The organism is Streptomyces longispororuber (assembly GCF_024448165.1).
GTDB lineage: Bacteria > Actinomycetota > Actinomycetes > Streptomycetales > Streptomycetaceae > Streptomyces > Streptomyces longispororuber_A.
This window is the reverse complement of the sequence record NZ_JAMOLN010000042.1, coordinates 21,173-44,679: the sequence shown is the minus strand read 5'-3', so window position 1 is coordinate 44,679 and position 23,507 is coordinate 21,173. Positions and strand designations below refer to the sequence as shown.

Annotated in this window: 20 protein-coding genes; 17 read left to right on the top strand and 3 right to left on the bottom strand. The window is 71.6% G+C overall.

What is annotated here, in order from left to right; genetic code table 11:
- Positions 1-42 precede the first annotated feature (42 nt).
- On the bottom strand, positions 43-1,224 hold the full coding sequence (locus tag M4J07_RS14810) for an L-talarate/galactarate dehydratase (RefSeq protein ID WP_255971916.1): 1,182 nt from the start codon (positions 1,222-1,224) through the stop codon (positions 43-45).
- Positions 1,225-1,426: 202 nt separating this feature from the next.
- Here M4J07_RS14810 and M4J07_RS14805 point away from each other — a divergent pair, with 202 nt between their 5' ends.
- From M4J07_RS14805 to M4J07_RS14795, 3 genes are all read left to right on the top strand, one after another.
- Positions 1,427-2,305, top strand: coding sequence for a LysR substrate-binding domain-containing protein (locus tag M4J07_RS14805; protein WP_255971914.1), 879 nt, complete (start codon positions 1,427-1,429; stop codon positions 2,303-2,305).
- Between the two features lie 198 nt (positions 2,306-2,503).
- Complete coding sequence (locus M4J07_RS14800) at positions 2,504-3,907, top strand: MFS transporter (protein ID WP_305127717.1); 1,404 nt, start codon at positions 2,504-2,506, stop codon at positions 3,905-3,907.
- A 149-nt stretch (positions 3,908-4,056) separates the two neighbouring features.
- Positions 4,057-4,482 (top strand): DUF7144 family membrane protein, encoded by a 426-nt coding sequence (locus M4J07_RS14795; RefSeq protein ID WP_255971912.1) that lies wholly within the window; start codon positions 4,057-4,059, stop codon positions 4,480-4,482.
- A 37-nt stretch (positions 4,483-4,519) separates the two neighbouring features.
- Here the strand turns inward: M4J07_RS14795 and M4J07_RS14790 are convergent, their stop codons facing one another.
- The gene (locus tag M4J07_RS14790) at positions 4,520-6,115 is read right to left on the bottom strand and encodes an alpha/beta hydrolase (RefSeq protein WP_255971910.1); all 1,596 of its coding nucleotides are present in this window, start codon (positions 6,113-6,115) and stop codon (positions 4,520-4,522) included.
- Positions 6,116-6,372: 257 nt separating this feature from the next.
- On the opposite strand from M4J07_RS14790, the gene M4J07_RS14785 reads away from it, so the two are divergent.
- The gene (locus tag M4J07_RS14785; protein ID WP_255971908.1) at positions 6,373-7,101 is read left to right on the top strand and encodes a CPBP family intramembrane glutamic endopeptidase; all 729 of its coding nucleotides are present in this window, start codon (positions 6,373-6,375) and stop codon (positions 7,099-7,101) included.
- On the opposite strand, the gene M4J07_RS14780 is transcribed toward M4J07_RS14785, so the two are convergent.
- Complete coding sequence (locus M4J07_RS14780; RefSeq protein ID WP_374215039.1) at positions 7,088-8,362, bottom strand: MFS transporter; 1,275 nt, start codon at positions 8,360-8,362, stop codon at positions 7,088-7,090. The two genes, M4J07_RS14785 and M4J07_RS14780, sit on opposite strands and share 14 nt — an antisense overlap.
- Before the next feature lie 405 nt (positions 8,363-8,767).
- On the opposite strand from M4J07_RS14780, the gene M4J07_RS14775 reads away from it, so the two are divergent.
- The 13 genes from M4J07_RS14775 to M4J07_RS14715 all read left to right on the top strand — a co-directional run bounded on the left by M4J07_RS14775 (position 8,768) and on the right by M4J07_RS14715 (position 23,316).
- On the top strand, positions 8,768-9,577 hold the full coding sequence (locus M4J07_RS14775; RefSeq protein ID WP_255971906.1) for a Rossmann-like domain-containing protein: 810 nt from the start codon (positions 8,768-8,770) through the stop codon (positions 9,575-9,577).
- Between the two features lie 137 nt (positions 9,578-9,714).
- Positions 9,715-10,599 carry a GHMP family kinase ATP-binding protein gene (locus tag M4J07_RS14770; protein ID WP_255971904.1) on the top strand — a complete coding sequence of 295 codons (885 nt, stop codon included), beginning with the start codon at positions 9,715-9,717 and terminating at the stop codon, positions 10,597-10,599.
- On the top strand, positions 10,520-11,533 hold the full coding sequence (locus tag M4J07_RS14765) for a pyridoxal-phosphate dependent enzyme (protein ID WP_255971902.1): 1,014 nt from the start codon (positions 10,520-10,522) through the stop codon (positions 11,531-11,533). Before M4J07_RS14770 ends, M4J07_RS14765 begins: the two co-directional genes overlap by 80 nt.
- 56 nt (positions 11,534-11,589) lie before the next feature.
- Entirely contained in the window at positions 11,590-12,744 is a 1,155-nt protein-coding gene (locus M4J07_RS14760; protein ID WP_255971878.1) for a FecCD family ABC transporter permease, read from the top strand.
- Between the two features lies 1 nt (position 12,745).
- A complete protein-coding gene (locus tag M4J07_RS14755; RefSeq protein WP_255971876.1) occupies positions 12,746-13,519 on the top strand; it encodes an ABC transporter ATP-binding protein in 774 nt (257 codons plus the stop codon).
- A 66-nt stretch (positions 13,520-13,585) separates the two neighbouring features.
- Positions 13,586-14,602: an ABC transporter substrate-binding protein gene (locus M4J07_RS14750; protein ID WP_255971874.1), complete on the top strand. Its 1,017-nt coding sequence runs from the start codon at positions 13,586-13,588 to the stop codon at positions 14,600-14,602.
- Positions 14,603-14,765: 163 nt separating this feature from the next.
- Positions 14,766-15,548, top strand: coding sequence for a GntR family transcriptional regulator (locus M4J07_RS14745; protein ID WP_255971872.1), 783 nt, complete (start codon positions 14,766-14,768; stop codon positions 15,546-15,548).
- 62 nt (positions 15,549-15,610) lie between these two features.
- Positions 15,611-15,838 carry a 4Fe-4S dicluster domain-containing protein gene (locus M4J07_RS14740; protein ID WP_255971869.1) on the top strand — a complete coding sequence of 76 codons (228 nt, stop codon included), beginning with the start codon at positions 15,611-15,613 and terminating at the stop codon, positions 15,836-15,838.
- A 15-nt stretch (positions 15,839-15,853) separates the two neighbouring features.
- A complete protein-coding gene (locus M4J07_RS14735) occupies positions 15,854-17,212 on the top strand; it encodes an ABC transporter substrate-binding protein (RefSeq protein ID WP_255971867.1) in 1,359 nt (452 codons plus the stop codon).
- Positions 17,209-18,027 carry an ABC transporter permease gene (locus M4J07_RS14730; protein ID WP_255971865.1) on the top strand — a complete coding sequence of 273 codons (819 nt, stop codon included), beginning with the start codon at positions 17,209-17,211 and terminating at the stop codon, positions 18,025-18,027. The genes M4J07_RS14735 and M4J07_RS14730 overlap by 4 nt, the downstream gene beginning before the upstream one ends.
- A complete protein-coding gene (locus M4J07_RS14725) occupies positions 18,008-18,799 on the top strand; it encodes an ABC transporter ATP-binding protein (protein WP_255971863.1) in 792 nt (263 codons plus the stop codon). Before M4J07_RS14730 ends, M4J07_RS14725 begins: the two co-directional genes overlap by 20 nt.
- Before the next feature lie 10 nt (positions 18,800-18,809).
- Complete coding sequence (locus M4J07_RS14720) at positions 18,810-21,512, top strand: fumarate reductase/succinate dehydrogenase flavoprotein subunit (protein ID WP_255971861.1); 2,703 nt, start codon at positions 18,810-18,812, stop codon at positions 21,510-21,512.
- Between the two features lie 295 nt (positions 21,513-21,807).
- The gene (locus tag M4J07_RS14715; protein WP_255971860.1) at positions 21,808-23,316 is read left to right on the top strand and encodes an extracellular catalytic domain type 1 short-chain-length polyhydroxyalkanoate depolymerase; all 1,509 of its coding nucleotides are present in this window, start codon (positions 21,808-21,810) and stop codon (positions 23,314-23,316) included.
- The last annotated feature ends 191 nt before the right edge of the window (positions 23,317-23,507 follow it).

Genomic DNA, 23,507 nt, shown 5'->3' with positions numbered 1-23,507 from the left:
CCATGGGGCGCCGGAGCCCGCCGTGGGCGGTGGGTGGGCCCGTCAGGGGCGCGAACCCACCTCGTGCTCGGCGACGGTCCAGGCCCTGGCCTGGTCGCTGAGGGTGAAGCCGAGTCCGGGCCGGGACGAGACGTGCATGCGCCCGTCGTGGATCTCGAGGCGCTCGTTGAACAGCGGCTCCAGCCAGTCGAAGTGCTCGACCCACGGCTCGATCGGGTAGGCCGCCGCGAGGTGGAGGTGGATCTCCATGGCGAAGTGCGGAGCGAGCTGGAGGTGGTGGTGCTCGGCGAGCGCGGCGAGCTTGAGGAACTGAGTGATGCCACCGATGCGGGGAGCGTCGGGCTGGATGACGTCGGCCGCGTTGTGCCGGATCAGCTCGACGTGTTCGGCGACGCTGGCCAGCATCTCGCCGGTGGCGACAGGGGTGTCGAGCGACGCGGCGAGCGCCGCGTGCCCCTGCGCGTCGTAGGCGTCGAGGGGCTCCTCGATCCAGACGAGGTCGAAGCCCTCCAGCGCGCGGCCCATGCGCTGGGCGGTGGGCCGGTCCCACTGCTGGTTGGCGTCGACCATGAGCGGGACGTCGTCGCCGATGTGCTCGCGCACGGCGGTCAGGCGCGCCAGGTCGAACTTGCCGTCGGGGTGCCCGACCTTGATCTTGATGCCGCCGATGCCGCTGCTCAGCGAGGCGCTCGCGTTGTCCAGGACCTGCTCGGTGGGGGTGTGCAGGAATCCACCCGAGGTGTTGTAGCACCGCACCGAGTCGCGATGGGCGCCGAGGAGCTTGGCCAGGGGCAGTCCGGCGCGCTTGGCCTTGAGGTCCCACAGCGCCACGTCGAAGGCGGCGACGGCCTGGGTGGCCAGGCCGCTGCGGCCGACGGAGGCGCCCGCCCACACGAGCTTGGTCCAGATCTTGCCGATGTCGCTGGGGTCCTCGCCGATCAGCGTGTCGGCTATCTCCTTGGCGTGGGCGAACTGGCCGGGACCGCCGGCGCGCTTCGAGTAGCTGAAGCCGACGCCCTCGTGCCCCTGCTCGGTGACGATCTCCACGAAGAGGAAGGCCACCTCCGTCATCGGCTTCTGACGACCGGTGAGCACCTTGGCGTCGCTGATGGGCGTGGCGAGCGGCAGCGTGACCGAGGAGAGTCGCAGCCAGGCGATGCGGTCCAGGGTGGCCTCACCTGCGGTGTGAGCGGTGTGAGCGGTCGTGTGTGTCGTGGTCACCACTTCGTGTCCCTTGGGTCGGTGCGGGTGGGGGGCGTTCGGGCCGGCGAGGGAGGACCCGCGAGACCGGCTGCGGCTCTCCCCGCCACCGCCGTGGCGCGGTGTGCGACTCGAGGAGCGCCTTGCCGAATACGGTCGACGCTACGTGTGTGATTGATTTACGTCCAACATAAGTTTTGGATGTACCCATACAAGGAGAGCATCATTGTTCACGCTGACCCAGCTCACCTGTTTCGTGGCCGTGGCGGAGGAACTGCACTTCACCCGGGCCGCGGAGCGTCTGAACATGACCCAGCCGCCGCTGAGCCGGCAGATCCAGATCCTGGAGGGGGAACTGGGGGTGACGCTGCTGGACCGCACCAACCGGACGGTGCGGATGACGCCCGCCGGCCGCGCCTTCCTCGCGGAAGCCCGCCGGATCCTCCGCCAGGCGGAGCACGCCGCCCTCGCGGTACGCCAGGTCTCCACGGGTGAGGCCGGTGCCATCGCCGTCGGCTTCACCGCCGCCAGCGCCTACTCCGCGCTCGGCGAGCTCCTCCAGAGCGCCCGCGCGGCGCTGCCCGAGGTGGAGATCGTCCTGCAGGAACTCGTCACCCGGGATCAGCTGGAGGCGCTGAGCGAGGGTTCGCTGGATCTCGGACTCATTCGCCCCTCGGCGGTCGGCGCCGATCTGATGGCGCGCACCGCGGTGCGCGAGGGGCTGGTGGCCGCCCTGCCGACCGGCCATCCGCTGGCGGCGGACACCGGCCCCATGGAGCTGCCGGACCTGGACGGCCAGGACTTCCTCATGTACTCCCCCGTCGAGGCCCGGTACTTCCACGAGTTGCTGCTGACCACCTTCCGCTCCGCCGACGTGCGGCCGGTGTTCACCCAGTACCTCAGCCAGGTGCACAGCATCCTCGCCCTGGTGAACACGGGTTGGGGGGTGGCGCTCGTCCCGGAGGCCGCCGCGAAGATGCAGCACTCCGGCGTCGTCTACCGCCCCCTGCACCTGCCCGGACAGTCGCGCCCTGTGGAGCTGGACTACGTGTGGCGGAAAACGAACGACAATCCGGCGCTGCTGGCTCTCCTGCACCACCTGTGAGCCACGACCACCCCTCCCTCCGACACGCGCACGGCATACGCACGACACGAGTTGGTCATACAGAAGCGGTATCGCACGCAACAAAATTCGACATGGACGTGTATCGAAAGGGTCTCTACGGTCAACTCAGCCACCACTTCTGTGGCTCGGACCACATACGGCAGTGCAGCCGTACCCTCTAGGTCTAGGAGACCGACCATGCCCGCTCTCGACCGGCAGGACATGCCGGCGACCGCCGTCCCCGTCGGCACCGCCAAAGCCGGCCGCATCAGGTATCTGATTCTGGCCATGCTCTTCATCGTCACGACGATCAACTACGCGGACCGCTCCACCCTGTCGATCGCCGGCGACTCCATGCAGAACGACCTGCACATCAGCTCGGGCGAGCTCGGCGTGCTCTTCTCGGCCTTCTCCTGGTCCTACCTCGTGGCCCAACTCCCCGGCGGCTGGCTGCTCGACCGCTTCGGCTCCAAGAAGGTCTACGGCATCGCGATCTTCCTGTGGTCCGTGTTCACGATGCTGCAGGGCGCCATCGGCTTCTTCGCCGGGGCCGCGGTCGTCCTGCTGTTCGTCCTCCGCTTCGCCGTCGGCTTCGCCGAAGCGCCCTCCTTCCCCGGCAACTCCCGCATCGTCGCCGCCTGGTTCCCGACGAAGGAACGCGGCTTCGCCTCGGCGCTGTTCAACTCCGCCCAGTACTTCGCCACGGTGGCCTTCGCCCCGCTGATGGGCTGGCTCGTCACCGCCATGGGCTGGGAGCACGTCTTCACGGTCATCGGCGGCGTCGGCGTCGTGCTCGCCCTCGTCTGGACCAAGGTCATCTACGCGCCCCGCAGCCACCCGCGCGTCAGCAAGGGTGAACTGGACTACATATCCGCCGGCGGCGCCCTGGTGGACATGGACGCTCCCACCGCCGAGCAGGACATGGCCACCAAGCAGGCCTCGTCCGGCAAGGAGAACCTGCGGCACATCGGCACGCTGCTGAAGAACCGCACCACCCTCGGCGTCTTCGTCGGTCAGTACTTCATCAACACCATCACCTGGTTCTTCCTGACCTGGTTTCCGGTCTACCTGGTCCAGGAACGCGACATGAGCATCCTCGAGGCCGGCTTCGTCGCGTCGCTTCCGGCGCTGTGCGGCTTCATCGGCGGCGTCTCAGGCGGCTGGATCTCCGACCGGATCGCCCAGCGCGGCACGAGCCTCACGGCCGCCCGCAAGATCCCCATCGTCACCGGGCTGCTGCTGTCCACGAGCATCATCATCTGCAACTACGTCAGCGCCTCGTGGCTCGTCGTCCTGATCATGTCCCTCGCCTTCTTCGGCAAGGGCATGGGCGCGCTCGGCTGGGCCGTCATGTCCGATGTCGCCCCGAAACAGATCGCCGGACTCGCGGGCGGCCTGTTCAACACCTTCGGCGCGGTCGCCGGCATCGTCACCCCCCTCGCCATCGGCTACATCCTCGACGCCACCGGCTCCTTCGACCTCGCCCTGGCCTTCGTCAGCGTCTGCGCCGCCTTGGCAGTGGCCAGCTACCTCTTCATCGTCCGAGAGATCAAGCGCGTCGAGCTTCCCGGCTACGAATCCGCCACGTCCGCCACCGTCTGAAACCTCCCTCCGCCACGCCCGGGGCCCCGCTGATTCCGACCCCTTGCAGTCGCACTGTCACGCGACTTCAACGAGACTGTGAGTGTCAGCTCCGCGGTCTGAGCCCAGGAACCGGGCGACGGTGACCGGAGCCCAGGAGGTCGGTGACGATGTCGGAATCAAGCGCCGGGCGACTACAGGGTTCGACGGGCGACCACAAGGACGCACCGGTGACCGGGGTGCCCATGTTCGCCGGGTTGGCGTTGGAACTGAGCGGCTCACTGAGCGTTCTCATGGGGATCGCCGGCATCGCCGGGGACAACCTCTTCCACGCGTCGCAGTACGCGTATCGATTCAACCTGACCACGTGGGGCTGGGCCCATCTGGTGATCGGCCTCGCCCTGATCGTCACGGGTCTGGCCGTGCTCCTGGGCAAGAGCTGGAGCCGAGGGGCCGGCCTGGTGCTCGGCGCCGTCAGCCTGATCACCCAGTTCCTCTTCGTTCCGTACTACCCCCTGTGGTCGATCAGCGTCATGGTGCTCGACCTGCTGGCGGTCTGGGCGCTCACCAGGTCCGGCACGTTCGCATCACGCTGAACAGCCTGGTGCAGCCGGCCCTCAGGTCCTCAGGCCCTCAGGACGTCAGGCGGCGTGCCAGGCGATCGGAGTCCGCCTCCGTCCAGTCCGGTGGTCCGGTGATCTCGGCCCATGCGCTGGTCGGCATGGCGCCGTACCGGTGTCCGTAGCCTTCGGGGACCTCAGCCGCACCGGCCAGGTCGCAGGCCACCTGCCAGAACGTGACCAGCGGATACCACCGCATGGCCGGGGAAACGTCCCTGGCCCGCGGCGTATGGAGCCAGTCCGGCTCGTGGAAGCCCAGACCGGGCGACCACCACACCACCGGATCCGAGCCATTCTGGAGATAGACCGCCCGCGGCCGCCCCCACCGGGTGTCCGGCACCGCGTAGTCCGCGGGGACCTGGGCGAACCGCACGCTCACCCCGTCGTCGAACACCGGCCGCCACTGCGGACTGCCGGGTTGGCGGTCGTCGGTCACCCGGTTCCACAAAGGGTTGCTGTAGGTGGGGCCGACGAAGAGCGCTCCGTCCACCTTCGACGTGAGGGCGGCCGGTGATCCGCCGAGCGCGTTCTCCATGGCGTACGAGCCCAGGCTCTCGCCGTAGACGAGGAGTTGAGGTCGGCTTTCCTCGGGCAGGGTGAGCCACTTGTCGTGCACCGCGTCGAACAGCGCGGCGCCGGCGTCCGCGGCCTCGTCCTCCGTGAGCGCCGACACCCAGCTGGGCAGGTACGAGTACTGCATGGCCACCAAGGCGCTGTCCCCGCCCCACATGTATTCGAGGGGCTTGCTGCCCTGCTCGTTGATCCAGCCGGTGCCGGTGGTGCCCATCACGGCCAGCACCTTGCGGGCGAACCCGCCGGTGCGTTCCAGTTCGCGCACCGCCAGGTCGGCCCGCTCCTGGAGCGTGTCGGCCGAGCGCAGACCCACGTAGACCCGTACCGGATCTTTGGCCGATCTCCCCGTGAACGCTTCGATGTCCGCGCGCCGGGCGGCCTCTCCGATGAAGTCCCGCCCCTTGGCGCCCAAGGTGTCCCACGCCGCCGCGGAGTGCGGGCTGCCGGACAGCGTGGACAGATCCGGCTGCACGATGCCTTCGGTGGTGCCCTGGTCCGTCAGGGAGGCGGCGCTCTCGACGATCCCCAGCACCCGGTTCAGCAGGAAGCCCTGGGCGAAACCGATGCCGACGAGGGCGACGAGCGTGATGCCGATGGCGTACGCGGCGGGCCGGGGCACATGGACTCCGGCGGCGTTCGCCACGACCCGGGTCGCCAGGCGCACCGTCCGGGCCGCTCCCAGCAGGAGCAACGCCAGCAGGGCGGCGACGAGCGGCACCAGGGCCCACTGCCACCACACCACCTCGGGCGTCATCGACACCGCGCGGCGCACGTCGCCCTGCCAGCGCACGCTCCACGCCGTCATCACCACGACGGCCCCGACGGCGAGCGCGGCCAGCACCCGCTGCGTCCATCGGCGGCGGCCCGAGGAGGGAAGCAGTCCCGCACGGCGCACCATGCCCTGCGTGGTCGCCTGCAGGATCGCGCCGACGGCATAGCCGAGCACCGCTGTGACACCCGCCGCGATCCCCTGCAGCCACCAGGCACGGGGCAGCAGGGACGGGGTCAGCGACAGGCAGTAGAAGGCCGCTGCCATCAGGCAGCCGCTCCAGCAGAGTCCTCTGAACACGACCCGTCCGGGCCCGGCGTGCCGACGGAACCAGGCCCGCGGCCTGCTGCGCACCTGATACGAGCTGTGCTCCACCACAGGCACCCCTCAGACCGCGCGTCACACCTTCACCGAGGTGTTCACGGCCACCCGCTCGGACGATTTGCCAGTAATGTCGCATTGTTCAACGCTTCGCACTACTGGAATACGCCTATCCGGTCCCCGGCCGACGAGGTGACCCACTCATGCAGGCCCCTTCCACCGGACGCCTCTCCCACGCCTCGGCCCTCGCGGGCGCGGTGGGCATCCTGGTGTTCGCCAACCTCGCCAACAACCTCTGGTTCCCGTCCTGGATCCTGGTCACCGCGCCGGTCTGCACCGGACTGCTGGTCCTGCTCCTGTTCCGGGCCGGCGGGGACCGGGCCGACCTCGGCCTGGCCCGGGGTTCCCTGGGTACCGGTGCGCGCTGGGCCCTCGCCCTGATCGGCATCGTCGCCGCCGGCTATCTGTGCGCCGCCGCCCTCCCTGCCACGCGCCACCTCTTCGAGGACACCCGCAACGAGGGCCTGACCGGCGCCGAGGTGCTCCTCAAGTCGTTCGTCATGGTGCCCGTCGGGACGGTGCTCCTGGAGGAGGTGGCGTTCCGCGGAGTCCTGTACGGGCTCATCCTGCGGATGCGCGGTCCGGTCCCGGCCATTGTGTGGTCGTCGCTGCTCTTCGGCCTGTGGCACATCCTGCCGTCGCTCGACCTCGCCAGCGACAAACCGGCGCTGAACTCCACGTTCGGCGGTTCCGTGATCGGGACCGTCCTGGTGGAACTCGGCACGGTCCTCTTCACCGCGGCAGCCGGATGCCTCTTCTGCCTCCTTCGCCGGCGCAGCAACAGTCTGCTGGCGCCCATGGGTCTCCACTGGGCGACCAACTCCTGGGGGTACGTGTTCGGGTACCTCATCGGCGCGCTCACCCACGGCTGACGTCCTCCGGGGGCGAGAACCGTCGCGCCGTGGGGACCAGGGCGGCCGCGGCCGGGGCCAGGAAGCACGTCAGCGCGCAGACCAGCAGGACAGGTCCGGCGCCGAACGCGTCGACGGCGGGGGCGATGAGGGCGAGGCCGAGCGGGGCCAGGCCGTAGGAGAGCAGGAAGTCGAGGGACGAGACCCGGGCCAGCTTCTCGGGGGCGACCTCGCGCTGCGTGGCCGTGAACCAGGGCACGTTGAACAGTTCGATGCCCATGCCGGCCACCGCGTAGGCGGCGACGACCACCGCGGGATGCACCGGCAGCATTAGGCTGAGCGGAGCGAGGCCGTAGACCGCCAGGCCCGCGAGGGCCGCCCAGCCCCGGGCGCGCGGCCGCCAGCGGGCGATGACCAGTGCGCCGCCCAGGGCGCCCACGGTGTACGCGGTGGTGGCGGCGGCGAGGACCACCTCGGTGCCGTAGCGGTCACGGCTGATCAGCGGCAGGGCCACGGCGGTGGCGGAGTAGCCCGTGGCGATCACCGCGGTGAGGGCGCCCAGTCCGGCGACGAACCACGGGTGGCGGCGGGCCTCGCGCACACCGTCCAGGAACTCCTGCCGGAACGAGGCCCGTGCGGGCGTCCGCGTGTCGGCGGTGGTCCCGGCGGAGGGCTTCCGGCCGCCGCGGCCCGGCACGAGTGCCGCGATCAGCCAGAGGGCTCCGATGCCCAGGAGCAGCGCCCGGACGTCGAGGACCGTGGCGAGCAGCGCGGCCAGCGACGGTCCCGTCAGGGTGCTCACGCGGACCGCCAACGTCGTTGCGGCGTTGGCCTGTTGGCGCTGCCCGGCTTCGACGATCTCCGCGGTGAGGGCCTGGAAAGCGGGTCGGCACGCGCCCTGTCCCGCGCCGGCGAGCAGGGCGGCACCGGACATCAGGAGCAGTGAGCGGCCCAGGCCGGCGGCCAGCAGTGGTGCGGCCACGGCCGCGGCCGTGGCGGACCACAGCACCACGGCTCGCCGCGAGTGACGGTCGGCCAGGACTCCCCCGACGGCGACCGCACCGAGGAAGCCGGCGGTCCGCGCCGCCAGGACGAGGCCCAGGCCGCCCGCGGTGAGGTCGCGCTCCAGTACGGCGAGCCCGAGGACGAACGGCAGGGCCCACGTGGCGAGGCCGGATGCCGTGGTCCCGGTCCACAGGCGCAGGAACGCGGAATCGAGCAGGACGGGGCGCGGGGGCGACGGGTCGGTGGTGGTGGGTGCCTGGGCCGGCGAGGTGGTCACGAGTGGGGCTCCTTCGGGGTCGGGGCGGCGGTCGGCGGGCGGCCCGTGATGTGTCGCGATCGGGAGTCGAGCAAGGCAGCGCCTCGCCAACGACACAAATTCACCTGCGCATTGGAGCGGGGACGAGAGCCAGGCCACAGATCGGATCTTGGGCACGGACTAGCTTACTGAAAACGATTGTCGTTACAGTACCTCTCGGATCCAGGCCTCCCGCATCGGGGGTGCCGGGGTTCCCCTGCTTCCCCCTGCCGTCATGCGCGCCACCGAAGCCGCGCCGATGTCGTTGACCCCTGTCGCCGCCAACACCCTTGAGGAGCAAGCCCCTTGGAACGCCGAACTTCCACCGGAGCCGCACTACCGAGTCAGCTGCCGCCGCCGCTGCCCCGACCCCGAAGGAGCCTCCGCATGAAGCACACCGACGACCTCTTCGCCGCCGCATTGGGCGGCGAACTCGGCCCCGATCCGGCGCAGTCGACGGCGACCAGCGTGTTCTGGATCCACCACGGCACCCGGCTCGCGGGCGGCGACGTGACGTATCTCAACCAGTACGTCCTCGTCCGGCTCGGCGGTTCCTTCGGCGGCTGCGCCTTCGAAGCGGGCGAGATCGGTCCCGAGGTGTGCCGTGCCGCCTCCGGCAGCCCTCTCGACGCACTGCTGCGGGACGGGCCCCGGCCGCTGCGGATCGCTGCTCTCGACGCCTACCTCGCCGAGCTGCGGCCGCACCGCGACGCCGCCGACGCCGAACCCGTGACGCTTCCCGCGGGCCCGCCCGAAGTACGTGCCGTCGCCCGGGACACCGCCATCGCCGGACTCCTCGACCTCCCGCCGGGCGCCCGGGTCGGTCTCATCGGCGTCGTCAACCCGCTGGTCGCGGCCATCCGGGAGCGCGGCGGGACACCGCTGCCCTGCGACTTCAACCTGCGCACCACGCAGTGGGGCGACGAGGTCACCGACGACATGCACCAGGTCCTCGACACGGCCGACGCGGTGGTCGCCACCGGCATGACCCTCGGCAACGGCAGCTTCGACACCATCCTGGAGCGCTGCCGCAGCCGCGCCGTCCCCCTCATCGTCTACGCCCAGTCCGGCAGCGCCGTCGCCCGCGCCTTCCTCGGCGCCGGAGTGACCGCACTGTCCGCGGAACCCTTCCCGTTCTCCCAGTTCAGCGCCGAGCCGAGCACCCTGTACCGCTACCGCGCCGCGAGCGGCTCGTGACGGCAGGAACCCGCCGCCCCGCCCGCGACGCCGTCCGGACCGGCACCGGGTACGCGCCCTGTCATCACGGCGAGATCCTGCAAGGCGTCTTCCGCGACGACCAGGGAGGTCACTGCCCGGGACTGGTCACGCTTCCCATGAACGAGCCGGGCACCCACGCCCGGTTCGTGCCGCGCCCCGGCACGCTCACCGTCACCCCGGCCGACCGCACGAAGGCGCTGCGCGCGGCCGCCCTCACCCTCGAGGAGTGCGCGGCCCTGCGCCAGCAGGACGCGTGCGGAGGTGAGTTGCGGCTCACCGGGAGCATTCCCGTCGGCCTGGGCATGGGCAGCTCCACCAGCGACGTGCTCGCCGCCGTGCGGGCCGTGGCCGACGCATTCGCGCTGCGCCTCGCACCCGGCACGGTCACCCGGATCGCCCTGCGTGCCGAGCTCGCCTGCGACCCACTGATGCTGGACGACCGCCCACGCCTCTTCGCCCAGCGCCACGGCCGGGTCCTCGAAGTCCTCGGCGAGGCGCTGCCTCCGGTCGTCGTCGTGGGCTGCGCCCTGGCCGGCGGCACCCCGGTGGACACCCTCGCCCTGCCCGCCCCCTCCTGCACCGACGACGACGTCGACACCTACGAAGCGCTGCGCACCCACATGCGCCGTGCGGTCCGCGACCGCGATCCCCGCCTGCTCGGGCACGTCGCCACGGCCAGCGCCCGGCTCGGCCAACTGCGCCTGCGGCAGGCCGGGTTCGACACGCTCACCGCCCTCGCCGACCGCGCGGGCGCCGTCGGCGTACAGATCGCGCACAGCGGCTCCGTCGCCGGAGTCCTCTTCGACCCCACCACCCCCGGCGCCCGCCGCCGCGTCCGCCGCTGCGCACAGGACCTGGAACGCGAGGGCCTGCCCGTCACCCGCACGTTCACGACCTTCCCCACCCCCGAGGAGTCCCCCCATGGACCAGCACATCGCCGAGGCGATCGGCCGCCCCGACCTGATACGTCTCGACGACCGGCTCGTCTGCCTGCGCTTTGAGACCATGAAGGTGGTCTCCGCCCTCGCGGCCGTGGAGCATCTGCTGGCCACCGGCACGGTGCGCCGCGGCGACACCCTCCTCGACAGCTCCAGCGGCATCTACGCCTACGCCCTGGCACTGGCCTGCCATCGCCACGGCATGCGCTGCCACATCGTCGGATCCACCACCGTCGACCACACCTTGCGCATCCAACTCGCCCTGCTCGGAGCGACGTTGGAACAGATGGAACCGTGCGCCGACCTCAAGCTCGACCAGAAGCGGCGCGTCGCCCGCATCCAGGAGATCCTCGCCGAGCACCCCGACTACCACTGGATGCGCCAGTACCACGACGACATCCACTACCTCGGCTACCGGGCGGTCGCCGACCGGCTGCGGGAGGAACTCGGCACGAGTGAGCCGCTCACGGTCGTCGGCGGCGTCGGATCCGGTGTCTCGACCGGGGCGCTCGCCCGCCATCTGCGCGAGTCGGGCGGCGACGTCCGCCTCGTCGGCGTGCAGCCCTTCGGGAGCATCACCTTCGGCAGCGAGCACGTCGCCGACCCGGAGATCATCATCGCCGGGATCGGCAGCTCCATCCCGTTCGGCAACGTCCGCCACACGCAGTACGACGTCGTCCACTGGGTCTCGTTCGACGCCGCGCTCAGCGGCAGCGTCGACCTGCTGCGCCGCCACGCCGTCTTCGCGGGCCTGTCCACGGGAGCCGGACACCTCGCGGCCCGCTGGGAACACGCCCAGGACCCGCGGCGCACCGTGGTGTTCATCGCCGCCGACACCGGCCACCGCTACGTGGACAGCGTCTTCGCCCGGCACCACGGTGCGGCCCCGATCGAGGACCTCGCTCCGCGCGCGATCACTTCCCGGGACGAACTCGGCCTGCCCTGGTGCCGGATGAGCTGGGACGGGGCGGACGCCCCCACCGCCGCAAGGGCGTAGCCGCGTCCGCTCGCCCCGTGTCACGACCCGCTCACCTCCATGGAAAGGGTGGCCGCATGCCCCCGCCCGTCACCTCCGAGCCGACCGCACCGACCGCACGCGCCGGTGACACCCCTCCGACACCGGCGCCGGTTGACCTCCCGACGGCAACACCGGGCAGGAAGCGGCTCCTTGCCACCGGCCCGGGGTTGCTCCTGACCTGCACGGTTCTCGGTGCGCTGCTCGTCGTCTCGGTCGTGGTCGCCATCGGCACCGGCGCGGCCGTGATCCCCCCGGGAGAGACCGCCCGCTACTTGTGGGCCGCCCTCACCGGCGGGACGATCCGGGCCGACGAGGCCACGACGTACCAGATCGTCTGGCAGATCCGCACCCCACGGGTCCTGCTGGCCGCGCTCGTCGGCGCCGGACTGAGCGCCGTCGGCGTCGCCGTCCAGGCCATGGTGCGCAACGCGCTCGCCGACCCGTTCGTCCTGGGCGTCTCGTCCGGGGCGTCGGTCGGAGCCGTCACCGTCACGGTCACCGGAGGACTGGCGGCGCTGGGCCTGTACGCCGTGTCGGCCGGGGCGTTCCTCGGCGCGCTGGCCGCGTCGGTCCTGGTGTACGCCGCCTCGACGCGCCGCGGCGCGCTCTCCCCGCTGCGTCTCGTACTGACCGGCGTGGCCCTGTCGTTCGGGTTCCAGGCCCTCATGAGCGTCATCGTCTACCTCGCCCCCGACAGCGAGGCCACCAGCACCGTCCTGCACTGGACGCTCGGCGGCTTCGGCGCCGCCACCTGGGGCGCGCTGCCGCTCGTGACGGCAGTGGTGGCGGCCGGTCTGTTCGTCCTGCAGCGGCACGCGCGCGCCCTCGACCTCCTCGCGCTCGGCGACGAGACCGCCACCAGCCTGGGCATCGATCCCGACCGGCACCGCAAGGCGCTGCTCGTCCTGGTCTCCCTCGTCACCGGCGTGCTGGTGTCGGTCAGTGGCGCCATCGCCTTCGTCGGCCTGGTCCTGCCCCATGTGGTCCGCATGGTCGTCGGCGCCACCCACGCGCGCGTCCTGGCCGTCGCGCCCCTGGCCGGCGCCGTGTTCATGGTCTGGGTCGACCTCGTCTCCCGCACCCTGGCCGCGCCGCGCGAACTGCCCCTCGGCGTCGTCACGGCCCTCGTCGGCGTGCCGGTCTTCATCACCTTGATGCGCCGCAACGGCTATGCGTTCGGGGGCCGTTGAGATGGAACTGCGACTGGACGGCCTCTCGGTCGTCACGGACGGCAAGAGCCTGGTGCGCGACTTGTCCCTCGACGTGCCCGACGGCACCGTCGTGGGCCTCGTCGGCCCGAACGGCAGCGGAAAGTCCACCGCTCTGCGCTGCGTGTACCGGGCCCTGCGCCCCACTTCCGGTGCCGTCCGGGTGAACGGCGACGACCTCGCACGCCTGACCCTGCGGCGCAGCGCGCAGCTGATCGCCGCCATGACCCAGGACGGCGCCGTCGACCTCGACTTCACCGTGGAGGAGGTCGTGGCCCTGGGCCGGGCGCCCCATCTCCGGGGTGCTCAGCGCCTCGGCCGGGACGAGCGCGACGCGTGCGCCGCGGCCATGGACCGGCTGGGCATCCGTCACCTCGCCGACCGCGGCATCCTGACGCTGTCCGGTGGGGAACGCCAGCGCGTCCTGCTCGCCCGGGCGCTCGTCCAGGACCCCGAGATCCTGGTCCTGGACGAGCCGACCAACCACCTCGACGTACGCCACCAGGTCCAACTCCTGTCGCTCCTGCGGCAGTCGGGACTCACCGTCCTGGTCGTGCTGCACGACCTCAACCTCGCCGCGGCCGCCTGCGACCGGATCGGCGTGCTGTCGCAAGGGCGCCTGGTGGCGGCCGGCACCCCCGAGGACGTCCTCACTCCCGAGCTCGTCCTGGACGTGTTCGGCGTCGGGGCCAGCGTCGTCCCCCACCCCCTGACCGGAGATCCGCAGCTCCTCTACTCGCTCGATCCCGCCCACTGATCCGCCCCGCCGTCCCTGCCATCCCCGGCCGTCGGCCTCCGTCATCCGCCGAAAGGTGCACCACCCATGTCCCGATTCCTCACCTCCCCCGCCTTCCGCCGGCGCACCGCGCTCGGCTCGGCCGTCGCCACCGCACTCCTGGTCAGCGGCTGCGGCGCCGCCGTGGATCCCGATCCCAAGGCGGGCGCCGCCAAGAAGGCCACCGTCGAACGCTGCGGCGAGCGCGTCACGTACACCGAACCGAAGCGTGCCGTCGCCTACGAGGGCGGCAGTGCCGACAAGCTGTTCAGCCTGGGCCTCACCGACCGGGTGCTCGGCTATGTGATGCCGCCCGCGAACCCGCCGGTGGAACAGTCGCCCTGGGCAGCGGAGTACGCCAAGGTCAAGAAGCTCAGCGACGACCTCCTCAACAAGGAGGTCGTGGTCGACGCCAAGGCGGACCTCGTGGTCGCCGGCTGGAACTCCGGCTTCAGCGACCAGCGGGGCATCACGCCCGAGATCCTCGACAAGCTGGGCGTGCAGAGCTTCATGCACACCGAGAGCTGCTTCAACTACCCGAAGTACCCGCAGAGACTGACGCCGTTCGACGCCCTCTACTCCGACCTCGACCGGCTCGGCAGGATCTTCGGCGTGCAAGGGCGGGCCGAGAAGGTCGTCGGCGAGCTGAAGCAGCGCGTGCGGGCCGTCGAAGCCAAGGCCCCCAAGGGCGAGCGCGTACCGGTCTTCCTGTACGACTCGGGCACCGACCAGCCGTTCACCGCGGGCGGTCAGGTGCCGCCCACCGACATCATCAGGAGCGCGGGCGGCCGGAACGTCTTCGAAGACCTCGACCAGCGCTGGACGCAGGTCAGCTGGGAGGCCGTCGCCACCAGCGCGCCCGAGGTCGTCGTGATCCTGGACTACGGCGACCGGCCCGCCGAGAAGAAGATCGAGTTCCTCAGGACCTCGCCCCACACGAAGAACCTGCCCGCGGTCAAGAAGAACCACTTCTTCGTCCTCGACTACAACGAGGGCATCAGCGGTCCCCGGAACATCGACGGCCTGGAGAAGTTCGGCACATACCTGCGCTCCCTGAAGGGCTGACGGGGGACGCCGCCGGCCCACCGGGCACCGGCCTGCTCCGCTCCTGGCGCATCTGACCGCCCCGCCGGCACAACCGCAGGTCACCGCCCCGGCGGCCCACCCCTTTGGTGGCGCAACACAACAGCAACACCACTGCCGTCCACCCACGGATATCGTCCGTCGCATGCCCGCCGCAGACCGCGTACGAGAAACCACCGGAGCCGGGGCGACCACCGTCGCCGCCCGGCGCCGGCGGCTGCGCGCCGACCAGGCCCGGCAACTGGCCGACCTGCTGCGGCACCAGATCCTCACGGGCCGCTTCCCCGACGGCGTACTGCCGCACGAGGAGTCCATCGGCGCGGACTTCCGCGCCTCGCGCAACACCGTCCGCCAGGCGCTGGACCTGCTCCGCGCCGAAGGACTCGTGCAGCGCAAGGCGGGCGTCGGCACCACCGTGTGCGCCCGCAAGTACCCGCACGCCCTCGACCGTCTGATGGGGCTCGCGGAGACCCTGCACGAACACGGGCAGGTCAGCAACGAGGTCCGCACCATGGGCCCCGTCACCGCACCCGCCCCGGTCGCCGAACGCCTCGGGCTGCCGCCGGACACCGACGTCCTCTACATCGAGCGGCTGCGCCGGCTCGGCGGCCTGCCGCTCAGCCTCGACCTCACCTACGTCCCGCTCGACATCGGCGAGCGGCTGCTGGGCTCGGACCTGGAGCACACCGACGTGTTCCGGCTCCTGGAGCTCCACACCGGACAACGGCTCGGTCACGCCGAGATCACCCTGGAGGCCGTCACCGCCGACGCGCACTCGGCCGCCGTCCTCCAGGCCCCGCGCGGCTCGGCCGTCCTGATGCTGGAGCGGCTCACGCATCTGGCCGACGGGCGCCCGGTCGACCTGGAGTTCATCCGCTTCCGCGGCGACCGCATCACCATGAGCGGCCAGCTGCGCCGCACGCACTGATCCACCGCGCCTTCCTTCGTTCCGCTCCCCTGCCTCGAATCCGCACTCCTCTGGAGACAGCCATGCCTCTGGCGCCCCAGCGGGCCGACGTGCCCGTGACCATCGACGAGTCGAAGTGCATCGACGGCTGCACCCTCTGTGTCGACATGTGTCCTCTGGACTCCCTCGCCATCCACCACGACAGCGGCAAGGCGTACATGCACGTCGACGAGTGCTGGTACTGCGGCCCGTGCGCGGCGCGCTGTCCCACCGGAGCCGTCACGGTCAACATGCCCTACCTGCTCCGCTGAGAGGCCCCGACTCCCATGAAACGTACGGCAATCACCGCTGTCACCCTCGCCGTGCTCGCCCCGTTGGCCGGGTGCGGCGGCGCGGCGTCGGCGGGCGACGGCTCGACGGTCACCGTGACCGTCGGCTACCAGTCCAAGACCATCAACACCGTCACCGCGGGCACGCTGCTGCGCTCCCTCGGCGCGTTCGAGCGGGAGCTGCACACGCTCGGCGCCGAGGACGGAAAGACGTACAAGGTGAAGTGGGAGGACTACGCGACCGGCGCCCCGATCACCGCACAGATGACCGCCGGGAAGATCGACATCGGGTCGATGGGCGACTTCCCGCTGCTGCTGAACGCCGCGCGCGGCAAGCAGCTCGGCCGGCCCACCAAGCTCGTGTCGGTCACCGGGTACAACCTGCGCGGTGGTCTCAACACCGTGGTGACCAGCCCGGACTCGACGATCGACGACCTCCGTGACCTGCGCGGAAAGAAAGTGTCCACCAGCGTCGGTTCCGCCGCCGACGGCACGCTCGTCCGGGCCCTGCAACGCGCCGGGATCCATCCCGCCCATGGCATCCGCAAGCTCAACCAGCAGCCCGCGGTGGGCGCTTCGGCGCTGGCGGCGGGCAGTGTCGACGCCCTGTCGCAGTTCGTCGCCTGGCCGGGACTGCTCGCCCACCAAGGGAAGGCGAAGGCGCTCTACGACGGTGCCGAACTGAACCTGCCGACCTTCCACGGGGTGACCGCACGCGAGGACTTCGCCAAGGAACGACCGACCGTCCTCGAAGCCTTCCTGAAGGCGCAGGCCACCGCGACGCGGTATCTGAACGAGCATCCGGCGACCGCGGCCGAGAAGGTCGCACGGGCCACCGGGCTCCCGGCCGAGGCCGTCTACCTCTACAACGGCGCCCACGGCATCGCCACCTTCGATCCGTCCCTCAAGCCGCGGCTCGTCGCCGCGCTGAAGAAGGACGTGCCGATCCTGAAGTCGGCGAAGCTGGTGGACGGCGTCGACGTGGACGCGTTCGTGGACGACCGCTACGTCCGCCGGGCACTCGGCTCGGCCGCGTACGCCGAGCAGGTCGCCGCCGAGCCGCCCGAAGGCCGTTCGGAGGTGTGGGCGAAGGGCTCCTCCCGCACCCGCTCCTTCACCTCCCCCAAGGACCTGCTGCGTCACGTCGCCGCGCACCGCTCCGCCGTCCGGGCCGCCTACGTTCCCGACGCCCGCACGGGCACCCTCTGGTTCGCGGACCGGGCCGTGTGGGTCGCGGACGGACCGGACCTCGTGCCCTTCGTCACGGCGGCCTCCGCCCGTGCCTACCTGGACGGACACGCCGACGCCACGCTGCTCGACTCGTACGCCGACGCCCTGCGGCGGGCCGCCTCATGAGCCGGTACCTGCTGCGCGTCGTCTCCCTCGTCGCCGCCCTCGCCGTCTGGCAGGTGCTGACCTCCCGGGACGTCGAACTGTGGCTGCGCTTCTCCCAGTTCCCCACGGTCACCGATGTGGCGCACTCCTTCGCCGACCGGATCGGCACCGGCACCTACTGGCAGGACGTGGCCGACAGCCTGCGCCGCATCGTGACCGGGTTCGTGGTCGCCGCGCTCGCGGGCGTCGTCGCCGGCACGGCCGTGGCCCGCTCGCGGCTCGCCGAGGACGTGCTCGGGACCCTGCTCGAAGTGGTCCGCCCGATCCCGGCGATCGCCCTCGTGCCGGTCGCGATCCTGCTGTTCCCCAGCAACGAGCAGGGCATCGTCTTCATCACCTGCGTCGCCGCGTTCTTCCCCGTGCTGGTCGCCACCCGGCACGCCGTGCGCGCCCTGACCCCCGTGTGGGAGGAGGCCGTGCGCACCATGGGCGGCGGGCGGTGGCGCGTGCTGCGCTCGGTCGTGCTGCCGGGCGCGCTGCCCGGCATCCTGGGCGGCCTGTCCGTCGGGATCGGCGTCTCCTGGATCTGTGTCATCTCCGCCGAGATGATCTCCGGCGAGTACGGCGTCGGCTACCGCACCTGGCAGGACTACACCGTCGTCGACTATCCCGGGGTGTTCGTCGGCATGGTGACGATCGGGGTGCTCGGCTGGGCGACGTCGACCGCCGTGGAACTGGCCGGACGGCGGGTCACCCGCTGGCTGCCGCGCCGTGCCGCAGGCACCGGCGGCGGACGCGGGAAGGGGGCGACCGTCCGTGCGACCGACCTCGTCTGACCGGCCGGGAGCCCGCATCGCGCTGCGCGACGTCTCGCTCGGCCACCCCGGGACGCCGGTCCTCTCGGGGGTACGGGTGGACGTCCCGGCGGGGCAGGTGCTGACCGTCGTCGGCCGCTCGGGCTGCGGCAAGTCGACGTTGCTGCGCACCCTCGCGGGCCTCCTCGCACCGCTGGCCGGGGACGTCGCGGTGGATCGCGCCGCGGTGCGCGGGCCCGGCGCCGATCGTGCCCTGGTCTTCCAGGAGGACGCGCTGCTGCCCTGGCGTTCGCTGCGCGCCAACGTCGAGCTCCCCCTGGCCATCGCCGGGGTGCCCCGCCCCGACCGGCGGGCGCGGGCCGCCCACTGGCTGAGCCGCGTCGGCCTCGACGGCCTGGAGCGACGGCTGCCGCACCACGTGTCCGGCGGTCAGCGCCAGCGGGTCCAGCTGGCCCGCGCGCTGGCAGGTGCGCCCCGTGCCGTCCTGATGGACGAACCGTTCGGCGCGCTCGACGCACGGACCCGGGCCGGGATGCAGGACCTCCTCGTCGACGTGTGGCGGGACACCGGCGTCACCGTCGTCTTCGTCACCCACGACGTCGACGAGGCCCTCTTCCTCGGCGACCGGGTCGCCGTCCTCGCCGACGGCCGGCTCACGGCGGTCCACGACGTCCCGCACCCGCGCGACCGCGCCGCCCGCGAGACCCCCGCCACGGCCGAGCTGCGCCGCACGGTCCTCGCCGCGCTCGGCGCGCACACCCCCGAAGAAGCCCCGCTCCGACCGTTCTCGTGAAAGGCCTGCCATGGACATTCCCGCACTCGCCGATGCCGAGGAACTGACCTGCGACGTCCTCGTGATCGGCGGCGGCACCGCCGGAACCATGGCCGCGCTGACCGCCGCCGAGCACGGCGCCGACGTGCTGCTACTGGAGAAGGCGCACGTCCGCCACTCCGGCGCCCTCGCCATGGGCATGGACGGCGTGAACAACGCCGTCATCCCCGGCCGCGCCGAACCCGACGACTACGTCGCGGAGATCACCCGCGCCAACGACGGCATCGTCGACCAGAGCACGGTCCGCCAGACCGCCACCCGCGGCTACGCCATGGTCCGCCGCCTGGAGTCGTACGGCGTGAAGTTCGAGAAGGACGAGCACGGCGAGTACGCGGTCCGCCAGGTGCACCGGTCCGGTTCCTACGTGCTGCCGATGCCCGAGGGCAAGGACGTCAAGAAGGTCCTCTACCGCCGGCTGCGGCGGCGCGAGATGCGGGAGCGGATCCGGATCGAGAACCGGGTGATGCCGGTGCGGGTCCTCACGGCCGGGGGGCGTGCGGTGGGAGCGGCGGGCTTCAACACCCGTACGGGACGGTTCGTATCGGTGCGGGCGGGCGCCGTGATCCTCGCGACGGGCGCCTGCGGCCGACTCGGCCTGCCCGCCTCCGGCTACCTGTACGGCACGTACGAGAACCCCACCAACGCGGGTGACGGCTACGCCATGGCCTACCACGCGGGCGCCGACCTCACCGGCATCGAGTGTTTCCAGATCAACCCGCTGATCAAGGACTACAACGGACCGGCCTGCGCCTACGTCGCCAACCCCTTCGGCGGCTATCAGGTCAACCGGCACGGCGAACGCTTCGTCGACTCCGACTACTGGTCGGGACAGATGATGGCCGAGTTCGCGGCGGAGGTGGCGAGCGACCGCGGGCCGGTCTACCTCAAGCTGAGCCATCTGCCCGAGGAGTCCGTCGCCGCCCTCGAAGGGATCCTCCACACCACCGAACGCCCCACCCGTGGCACCTTCCACGCGGGCCGCGGCCACGACTACCGCACGCACGACGTGGAGATGCACATCTCGGAGATCGGCCTGTGCGGCGGCCACTCGGCCTCCGGGGTGCGCGTCGACGACCACGCCCGCACCACCGTGCCCCGCCTCTACGCCGCCGGCGACCTGGCCTGCGTCCCCCACAACTACATGATCGGCGCGTTCGTCTTCGGCGACCTCGCAGGCGCGGATGCCTCCCAATTCACCTACTACGAGGGCGAGTTGCCGCTGGACCAGCTGCGCGAGGCGCACGAACTGATCTACCGTCCGCTGCGCCACCCCGACGGGCCTCCGCAGCCCCAGGTCGAGTACAAGCTGCGGCGCTTCGTGAACGACTACGTGGCGCCGCCCAAGTCCGGTGCGCGGCTCTCCCTCGCCGTGGAGCACTTCGAGCGGATGCGCGCCGACATCGCCGCGATGGGCGCCCGCACCCCCCACGAGTTGATGCGCTGCGCCGAGGTCTCCTTCATCCGCGACTGCGCGGAGCTGGCCGCGCGCTCCTCCCTGACGCGCACCGAGTCCCGCTGGGGCCTCTACCACGAACGCACCGATCATCCGCAGCGCGACGACACCGACTGGTTCCACCACCTGGATGTGCGCAAGTCCCCTTCTGGCGCCATGGAGTTCACGGCTCGCCCGGTCGCCCCGTACGTCGTCCCCGTGGACGGCTTCGCCCCGGTGGGCGGCCCGCCGCGACCGCTCGGCGAGGTCGACCTGGTGCAGGTCGCCACGGCGGGCGCACGCGAGACGGCGCCGGTCGGCTCGTCCACCGTCCGCACCGCCGACGGTCCGGGCGAGCGGACCGTGCCCGTCTCCCCGTCGCCCCGCATCCTCGAACTCAACGCCCTCGCCGAGCACGACCCCGAACTGACCACCCTCGTCCCGTACTTGAACGATCCCGACGCCACCGTGCGCCGGGCGGCCGTCGCGACCCTCACCGAGACCGCACCGCCCGGCACGGGCCCCGCCCTCGCCGCGGCCCTCGCCGACGACTCCCCCCAGGTACGTGCCGCCGCCTGTACGTCCCTGCGGGAACTGGTCGAAGTCCTGCCCCCGGAGGGCGCGTTGGGCTCGGCCCTCCGCGGCGCGCTCGACCACGGCGACCCCCTGGTGCGGGCCACCGCACTGGACGTCCTGCGGGCCCTGCGCCTGGGCGACACCGCCGCCTACACGCACGTCCTGACCGACCCGGACATCGAGGTCCGCATCGCCGCCGTCCGCGCGCTGGTCTCGGTCGACGCCCAGGACGCCCTCGCGTCGGCCGCCGCCGACCCGGCCCGCGAGGTGCGCGTCACCGTCGCCCGCGGGCTCGGCTCCCCGGCCGCGCTGAGGCCGCTGCTCGACGACGCGGACGCCCTGGTCCGCGCGGCCGCCTACACCACGCTGGGCACCACGAACTGCCCCGCACGCCTTGCGGAACTGGCCGTCGACGCCCTCACGGACCCGGCCTGGCAGGTCCGCGCGGGCGCGGCCACGGCGCTGGGCGGCGCGGCCCCCGACGACGGCGTCGACGCCCTCGCCAAGGCGCTCGCGGACGACAACGCGGACGTCCGCAAAGCCTCAGTACTGGCACTGCGCCGCCACGCCCCCGCCTCGGCCGAAGCCCGCGCGGCGCTGGCCACGGCGAGGACGGACACGGACGCGGACGTCAGGGCCTACGCGTCGCGGGCCTACGGCGCATGAAGCTCCGCATGCGCATGAAGCACCGCGTCCGCATGGAGCGCCCGTCTGAAACACCTGTCTGAAACACCCGTCTCGCCACGGCGACTGACAGCAATGAGCCGGCACGCACGCCAACGCCGTATCCAGGGCCCAACGTGTCGGCCATGGGTGGCCATCACACTGCACCTCCGCCACACCTGGCTCGCCCACACATGTCGCAGCCACCCCGACCGCCCAGATGATGCACGGCACACCGACGTTCCGGCCCGCCCTTCCCCACTCTCGGGCGTGTCCGTCTCATCTGGAGTCAGTCGTCATGACAGAGCCGCACTCCCCGTTCCGCCCCACCGGAAGCCGCAACCCCACCACAGGCCGCCGCATCACCGGAGGCCTGCGCCGCTGGGCCACTGCCGCCGTGGGAACCCTCGCGCTCACCGCGGGCCTGCTGGCCGCCGCACCCCAGGCGTCGGCCGCGGGCCTGACCCAGGTGACCGGGTTCGGATCCAACCCCGGGAACCTGTCCATGTACACGTACGCGCCCGACACCCTGCCGTCGGACGCTCCGCTCGTGATCGCCCTGCACGGCTGCACGCAGAGCGCGACCGACTACTACAGCAACTCGGGCTGGCCGAAGTTCGCCGACAGCTACGGCTTCGCGCTGGTCTTCCCCCAGACCAGCAGCGCGAACAACGCCAACTCCTGCTTCAACTGGTTCCAGACGGGCGACAGTGCGCGCGGTCAGGGCGAGGCGCTGTCCATCAAGCAGATGGTCGACAAGGCCGTCGCGCAGTACGGCAGCGACACCCGGCGGGTCTACATCACCGGGCTGTCCGCCGGTGCCGGCATGACCGCGAACATGCTCGCCGCCTACCCCGACGTGTTCGCGGGCGGCTCCATCGACTCGGGCCTGCCCGCGGGGTGCGCGACGAGCGTGTCCGCCGCGTACACCTGCATGTACAGCCCGGCGGACAAGACGCCCGCCCAGTGGGGTGACCTCGTGCGCTCTGCCGCGCCCGCCGGTACCACCTCCTGGCCGCGGGTGGCGATCTGGCAGGGCACCGCGGACACCACCGTCGCCCCCGCCAACGCCACCGAACTGCGCGACCAGTGGACGAACGCCTGGGGCATAGGCCAGACCCCGTCGCGCACCGAGAGCCTCGGCGCGGGCACCACGCTGAGCGTCTACGACGACACCGCCGGCAAGCCCGCCGTCGAGGTCTACTCCATCGCCGGCATGCAGCACGGGCTGGCCGTCGACCCGGGCAGCGGCGCCGAGCAGTGCGGCACCGCGGGCACCTACTACCTGGACACCATCTGCTCCAGCTACCACACCGCCCGCTTCTGGGGCCTCGACGGGGGCGGCGGGGAGACTCCCGGCACACTGCCCGCGCCCACGGGGCTGACGGTCTCCGGCACCACCGACACGACCGCCTCCCTGAAGTGGAACGCGGTGGACGGCGCTGCCTCCTACACCGTCTACCGGGGCGGATCGAAGGTGGGCACAGCGGCCTCCGGCTCCTACACCGACACGGGCCTGAACACCGGCACGGCCTACACCTACACGGTGGCCGCTGTGGACACCGCGGGAGCCACCGGCACGGTGTCCGCGTCGGTGACCGCCACCACCACCGGATTCACGCCCACGTGCTACACGGCGAGCAACTACCAGCACACCGTGGCCGGACGCGCCCACCAGAGCGGCGGCAACACCTACGCCAACGGTTCCGACGAGGCCATGGGCCTGTGGAACACCTTCACCACGCACACCCTCAAGCAGACGGCCCCCGACTACTACGTCCTCGCGGACTCCGGCTGCACGGCCTGACCTTCCGTGCGCGGCCCCGGAGGACGCTTCCTCCGGGGCCGCACTGCGTCGTGGCGCCATCGGCCACGGCCAGAGCCGTCCGTCCCTTCGCGATCCCTCGTTGCAATCCCTCGTCGCGACCCCGTCTCGCGATCGGGTCCTAGCGATCCCGTTTCGCGATTCGAGCATGGAGACTCTTGATTCGAGCGTCC

What these genes read in the sequence shown, in the direction of transcription:
- M4J07_RS14800 (WP_305127717.1), top strand. Translation starts at nt 2,504, where the DNA reads ATGCCCGCTCTCGACCGGCAGGACATGCCGGCGACCGCCGTCCCCGTC.
- M4J07_RS14795 (WP_255971912.1), top strand. Translation starts at nt 4,057, where the DNA reads ATGTCGGAATCAAGCGCCGGGCGACTACAGGGTTCGACGGGCGACCAC.
- M4J07_RS14790 (WP_255971910.1), bottom strand. Translation starts at nt 6,115, where the DNA reads ATGGCAGCGGCCTTCTACTGCCTGTCGCTGACCCCGTCCCTGCTGCCC.
- M4J07_RS14785 (WP_255971908.1), top strand. Translation starts at nt 6,373, where the DNA reads ATGCAGGCCCCTTCCACCGGACGCCTCTCCCACGCCTCGGCCCTCGCG.
- M4J07_RS14775 (WP_255971906.1), top strand. Translation starts at nt 8,768, where the DNA reads ATGAAGCACACCGACGACCTCTTCGCCGCCGCATTGGGCGGCGAACTC.
- M4J07_RS14770 (WP_255971904.1), top strand. Translation starts at nt 9,715, where the DNA reads ATGAACGAGCCGGGCACCCACGCCCGGTTCGTGCCGCGCCCCGGCACG.
- M4J07_RS14765 (WP_255971902.1), top strand. Translation starts at nt 10,520, where the DNA reads ATGGACCAGCACATCGCCGAGGCGATCGGCCGCCCCGACCTGATACGT.
- M4J07_RS14760 (WP_255971878.1), top strand. Translation starts at nt 11,590, where the DNA reads ATGCCCCCGCCCGTCACCTCCGAGCCGACCGCACCGACCGCACGCGCC.
- M4J07_RS14755 (WP_255971876.1), top strand. Translation starts at nt 12,746, where the DNA reads ATGGAACTGCGACTGGACGGCCTCTCGGTCGTCACGGACGGCAAGAGC.
- M4J07_RS14750 (WP_255971874.1), top strand. Translation starts at nt 13,586, where the DNA reads ATGTCCCGATTCCTCACCTCCCCCGCCTTCCGCCGGCGCACCGCGCTC.
- M4J07_RS14745 (WP_255971872.1), top strand. Translation starts at nt 14,766, where the DNA reads ATGCCCGCCGCAGACCGCGTACGAGAAACCACCGGAGCCGGGGCGACC.
- M4J07_RS14740 (WP_255971869.1), top strand. Translation starts at nt 15,611, where the DNA reads ATGCCTCTGGCGCCCCAGCGGGCCGACGTGCCCGTGACCATCGACGAG.
- M4J07_RS14735 (WP_255971867.1), top strand. Translation starts at nt 15,854, where the DNA reads ATGAAACGTACGGCAATCACCGCTGTCACCCTCGCCGTGCTCGCCCCG.
- M4J07_RS14730 (WP_255971865.1), top strand. Translation starts at nt 17,209, where the DNA reads ATGAGCCGGTACCTGCTGCGCGTCGTCTCCCTCGTCGCCGCCCTCGCC.
- M4J07_RS14720 (WP_255971861.1), top strand. Translation starts at nt 18,810, where the DNA reads ATGGACATTCCCGCACTCGCCGATGCCGAGGAACTGACCTGCGACGTC.
- M4J07_RS14715 (WP_255971860.1), top strand. Translation starts at nt 21,808, where the DNA reads ATGACAGAGCCGCACTCCCCGTTCCGCCCCACCGGAAGCCGCAACCCC.